Source organism: Acetobacter sp. P1H12_c (assembly GCF_018811975.1).
Classification (GTDB): Bacteria; Pseudomonadota; Alphaproteobacteria; order Acetobacterales; family Acetobacteraceae; genus Acetobacter; species Acetobacter persici.
In genome coordinates this window covers 1-4723 of record NZ_JACRVR010000070.1, presented here as the reverse complement: position 1 = coordinate 4723, position 4723 = coordinate 1, and the positions used below count along the sequence as shown (strand labels likewise).

General features: G+C 52.8%; 6 protein-coding genes. 1 reads left to right on the top strand and 5 read right to left on the bottom strand.

Features of this window, described 5'->3' with window-relative positions; translation table 11 throughout:
- Window positions 1-362: 362 nt before the first annotated feature.
- From KP699_RS15885 to KP699_RS15870, 4 genes are all read right to left on the bottom strand, one after another.
- Window positions 363-1244: an AraC family transcriptional regulator gene (locus KP699_RS15885; protein ID WP_308164940.1), complete on the bottom strand. Its 882-nt coding sequence runs from the start codon at window positions 1242-1244 to the stop codon at window positions 363-365.
- Window positions 1245-1320: 76 nt separating this feature from the next.
- Entirely contained in the window at window positions 1321-1704 is a 384-nt protein-coding gene (locus tag KP699_RS15880; protein WP_215763302.1) for a type II toxin-antitoxin system VapC family toxin, read from the bottom strand.
- The gene (locus KP699_RS15875) at window positions 1701-1997 is read right to left on the bottom strand and encodes a type II toxin-antitoxin system Phd/YefM family antitoxin (RefSeq protein ID WP_212363640.1); all 297 of its coding nucleotides are present in this window, start codon (window positions 1995-1997) and stop codon (window positions 1701-1703) included. Before KP699_RS15875 ends, KP699_RS15880 begins: the two co-directional genes overlap by 4 nt.
- Before the next feature lie 50 nt (window positions 1998-2047).
- Complete coding sequence (locus KP699_RS15870; RefSeq protein WP_215763301.1) at window positions 2048-2686, bottom strand: tyrosine-type recombinase/integrase; 639 nt, start codon at window positions 2684-2686, stop codon at window positions 2048-2050.
- A gap of 301 nt (window positions 2687-2987) precedes the next feature.
- Here KP699_RS15870 and KP699_RS15865 point away from each other — a divergent pair.
- Window positions 2988-4126 (top strand): IS3 family transposase gene (locus KP699_RS15865; protein WP_374196968.1). Its coding sequence is split into 2 segments (ribosomal slippage): window positions 2988-3243 and window positions 3243-4126, totalling 1140 coding nucleotides; the frame shifts between segments, so codons are not numbered across the junction.
- Window positions 4127-4513: 387 nt separating this feature from the next.
- On the opposite strand, the gene KP699_RS15860 is transcribed toward KP699_RS15865, so the two are convergent.
- A partial coding sequence (locus tag KP699_RS15860) for a hypothetical protein (protein ID WP_215763299.1) occupies window positions 4514-4723 on the bottom strand: 210 nt, incomplete at its 5' end.

Here is a 4723-nt window from a genome sequence, read left to right as displayed (position 1 = left end):
CGGGTCGCGATATTGGGAGATCTCGTCGAACGTCGAATACTGGTACATCTCGAGCTTGAAATAGCTGGATTAGGACATTGGTCGCATAATTTAGCCGTGCATATAGGCTGATTAAGGCTTAGGGCACGGATTATTAGCGAACGACGGTATACAGTGTCAGCCTTGCGAAACCTGCCTCACTGCAGTCGCCTCAGTTACAAATGTCTGCTTTGTGGAAAGTGACCTGTCATCCCCGTATGTCTCGGATGAAGGCGGAAGCAGAGGTCCGCTTCCCTCAGGGACTAAACGGACAGAGATTTTACGCGATAAGCTGGCTTATCTCCTGCTTAATTCTGGAAGGTGCAGGCGGCCATTCCAGTCTTTTATTTAAGCGGTAGAAATAGGTCTGCAACCGCCTCGTGTTCAGGCACCTCTGGAAAGAATGCGATGCGCTGGCAGTAGAGGGGGAAGTCGCGGGCTTCCTCCCCGCTTTGCGGGAGCCAGTCGCGGTAGAGATAGAGAGCCGCAGTTTCCAGATCATCGGTATGACCTACGACCCGCAAGACGGCACACCTCCCGCCAGGAATGGTGCTGGACACAATGTCCTCATTGCCTGCTTCGAAGACCCGCGCGGTCCCAACGCATAAATCCAGTCTGTAATCGTTTGGGTTTGTGGTCCGCGGGTCGCAACGGAATATGTTGAACGTCTCGCTGCTGCGCGGCACAAGCCCTACCGTTTTTCGCCATCTGATGAACCGTTGAATGGTCGTCCCGATGTTGGCGGGAGGCCCACGATGCTCCATGATCGCTACCCGAATGGGTGACACCTCTCGAATGGTCACATCACTTGTGTTGAAAATCTGTTGCATGAGCTTATTCCTCGCATTCATGAGAGGCCCGAAGGCAGTAAGCCAGGTCTTCCAGTCAGGACATTTCCGGAACGATGACGGCGACTGCCCGAACCGTTGCCGAAAAGCGCGGGCAAAAGCATCCGGGGCGTCGTAACCGGCATCCATAGCGATCTGCGTGACACTCTGATCATCACGATAGGCCAGCCGAAACGAAGCGCGCTTCATTCGACTCAGTTGAATGTAACGATGAACTGACAGTCCGAAGATCGCCGTGAATTGCCGGTGGAAATGGAACTTCGAGAACGCTGCGACCTTACTTAATGCTTCCAGGTCCAGATGATCGTCTAGATGACATTCGATATGATCGAGCACCCGCCTCATTCTGGCATAGTAGGTTTGGAATGCTTGCGTCACTGTCGGCTCCATCGTGGCGACAGTATCTAGGCATGTGGCCGCAAAGTCCGCTCGACCGATCTTGCGGTTTCTGCATTCATGAACAGCGTATTCTCTTGATGGGGTAGTGATCCATTTGCCCATCTTCCGAAAGGAATGTGGCGTGTTCAGCTTGCGCCTGCGCTATCAGGAGATGGTCAAACGGATCACGATGATGCAGAGGCAAAGACATCAGGATCTGTAGATGCTCGGTCTGTATTTGTAATAGAGAGAAACCTTCTTCAGGAATGGCTGCCAGAATATCGTTCATATCCGCATCCAGCTTCCCGATACGGATTTTGATCGCAATCTCCCAGAGAGACACGGTACTCACCAGAATATCGTGAACCGGATCTGCGATGATTTCCCGTGCAGTCTCACCCAGACGGTCGGAGTCCGAAAGCCACCACAGCAACGCATGCGTATCAAGCAGAACCTTCACAGGTCGCGATCCATGCTTTCAAGAACGTCCGGTGGTGTCAGATCAAAATCTTCGCTCATTTTGATCCGCCCTCGTAATGCGCCGGGTTGACGACGGGGGCGATAGGAAGGCGCTGGCGGCCGCAGTTCAGCGACGACCTGATCGTGAGACGTCACGAGGATCGTACGGCCCTGTCTGACCTGACGCAGATACGCTGTCAGGTTTCCCCGGAACTCTCGAACCCCAATTTTTTGTGGGGTTGGCGCATTATCTGAGAGATGCTCGCTCATGATCTCCTCCTTGTGTGTCATCATATCATGTACACAGAAGGAGGAGGTAGAGAATTCCTGATACCTATTCGATTTCAGAGATCCGTGGCTTCTGACAGTGACAGCGCGTCCTCGACGTCCACCCCAAGGTATCGAACCGTACTATCCAGTTTTGAATGACCCAGCAGAATCTGAACGGCCCGGATGTTACCGGTTCGTTTGTAAATCATGGCAACCTTTGTCCGGCGGAGTGAATGAGTTCCATATTCACCGGGGATCAGTCCCACTGCCTGAACCCATTGATCCAGAAGCCGGGCATATTGCCTTGTGCTCAGGTGAGCTTTGGCGCTTAGGCGGCTTGGAAAAACATACTCATTCAAGCCACAACCTCGATGTTCCAGCCACGCCTGCACGCTTTCCCGCGTTGTTTCTGTAATTTCGAATTGCACAGGTCGCCGGGTTTTCTGCTGGATGACCATGGCTCGGTGGCGCACCTGACCACTGGTCACGATGTCACCGATACGAAGGCTGACAAGATCGCAGCCTCTGAGTTTGCTATCGAGAGCAAGATCAAACAAAGCTCTGTCTCTGACACGCTGTTCACTCCCCAGCCAGAACCGAATGGCCCAAACGTGCTTTTCTTTGAGCGCCCGCTTGGCGCCCACCATTTTTCCTACATTCCAGGGCACGGACGCCTTCAGCGTAGGCGATGGAAAACGCGTTTTCTTTTCCATGATACTTTCTCCTGATCAGCTGCACATGCAGCAATCAGCAGTTTGGAGGAGGACAGTGACCGGTAACGAGAGCTATTGCAGACCGTCAGCTTTCCGGATGATCAAACATATCCTCTTACGACCGAGATGTAGACGACTGCTGCCCGTCTTATGTTTGTTCGTAATTGGACCGAGAATGGCCTATACGACAATTTCAATGTGCCGGGTTTAATCGGCAATCATCGCTTCGGCGGCGCCATGGACGTGTCGCGGTTTAGTTCCGGACCTTTAAGACCGAAGATGGTCATGAAGGAGACGTGGAATGGGACGAGTTTATAAAGCTGAGTTCAGGCACGAGGCGGTGCGTTTAGCTCTGAGCAGCGGCCTGTCGCGTGAGCGTATTGCCCAGGATCTGGGTATCGGCTCCTCGACGTTGAAGAAATGGATCCGCGATGCGCAAAAGCTTGATACTGTAGTCGCTGACACAACAGATCATACGGCTTTATTGCGTGAGAATGAGAAATTACGCCGTGAGAACCTTCTGCTGCGGGAGGAGAGGGAGCTGTTAAAAAAGGCGACACAGTTCTTCGCGAGCCAAAAGTCGTGAGGTTTGTCTTTATTGCTCGATATCATGGGCCACTTTCACGCGAACGGGTCTGCCGCCTGTTTGGCGTCAGCGACCGGGGTTTCAGGGCCTGGCGACGACGCCCGGTCTGTGCCCGCAAAAGACAGGATGACGTCCTGATGGTCCATATCCGCGCCATTCACGCTCAGAGCAGGCGAAGCTACGGACGCCCCCGTATGACAGAAGAACTCAGGGCTGCGGGTCTGTCTGTCGGGCATCGTCGCGTTGGACGTCTGATGCGCGAGAATGCCATTCGTGTTGTCAGGACACGACGCTTCAAGGTGACCACGAACAGTTCGCACAAGCACAGTATTGAACCCAACCTTCTGGGGCAGGATTTTTCAGCACCAGCGCTGAACCAGAAATGGACAGCGGACATCACATATATCTGGACATGTGAAGGCTGGGTTTACCTGGCTGTGGTGCTGGACCTCTTCTCACGAAGAGTCATCGGCTGGAACCTTGAGGTCCGTATGACCGCAGATCTTGCCACGACAGCGTTACAGCGCGCTATTGCCTTGCGTCAGCCACCACCAGGCTGCATCCATCATGCGGATCGCGGCAGTCAGTATTGTTCAGAGGATTACCGCAAACTCCTTTCTACTCATGGCTTTATCGTGTCCATGAGCAGAAAGGGAAACTGCTGGGACAATGCTGTCACGGAAAGCTTCTTCAAGACCTTAAAAGCGGAACTCCTGTGGCGGCAAGCCTGGATGACGCGTCAGGACGTCGAGCAGGCCATCACATCCTACATTAATGATTTCTATAATCCGCAGAGGCTGCACTCTGCACTTCAATGGAAAAGCCCTCTGGATTATGAGCGCAACGCCGCTTAACAGATAACCCATGGTCCGGAACTAAACCGCGACACGTCCAATGTGGGTTTGCCGCATCAACGAAGGCTTTCTTCTGATCCTGCGAGAATTGTTTTTTCATATGGATCATTCTCTTCACAATTTTAGCATTATAGATTTACGCTTCGCGGCTTTTTATCAACAATGACTACCCGCTTTATACGAGCCCAAAAATCAATTCCGATCCCCTCCGACCATCCGAATAGTAATGTCCGCTTTCAGGTTAGCATCCTGAAAAGTCTTACGTCGTATGTGAAGGCGGAAGCAGCCTGTCTGCCCTGTTTCCGCTGGGGCAACAGGGGCATTCGCCTTCTTTCTGGTCTGGAAGATAATATTCTGTTTGCCCCGCAAAAGCTGATTATACACCGGTTACCCGGCTTGACGTTCATCCCTTCTATCTCGAGCGATCCTTCCGAGTGCATCGATAATTCTCGCATGGTCATGTCGCTGTCGAATAAAGCGACGCCCGGCCCGAACCATTCTGGCATGCGTCGTTGAGTCATCATGCAAACTGACGATCAGCGCAGCCAGTGCTTCAGCGGTTTCTCCTGTCGCGTCAGCAAAATCTCCGGGCAGTTC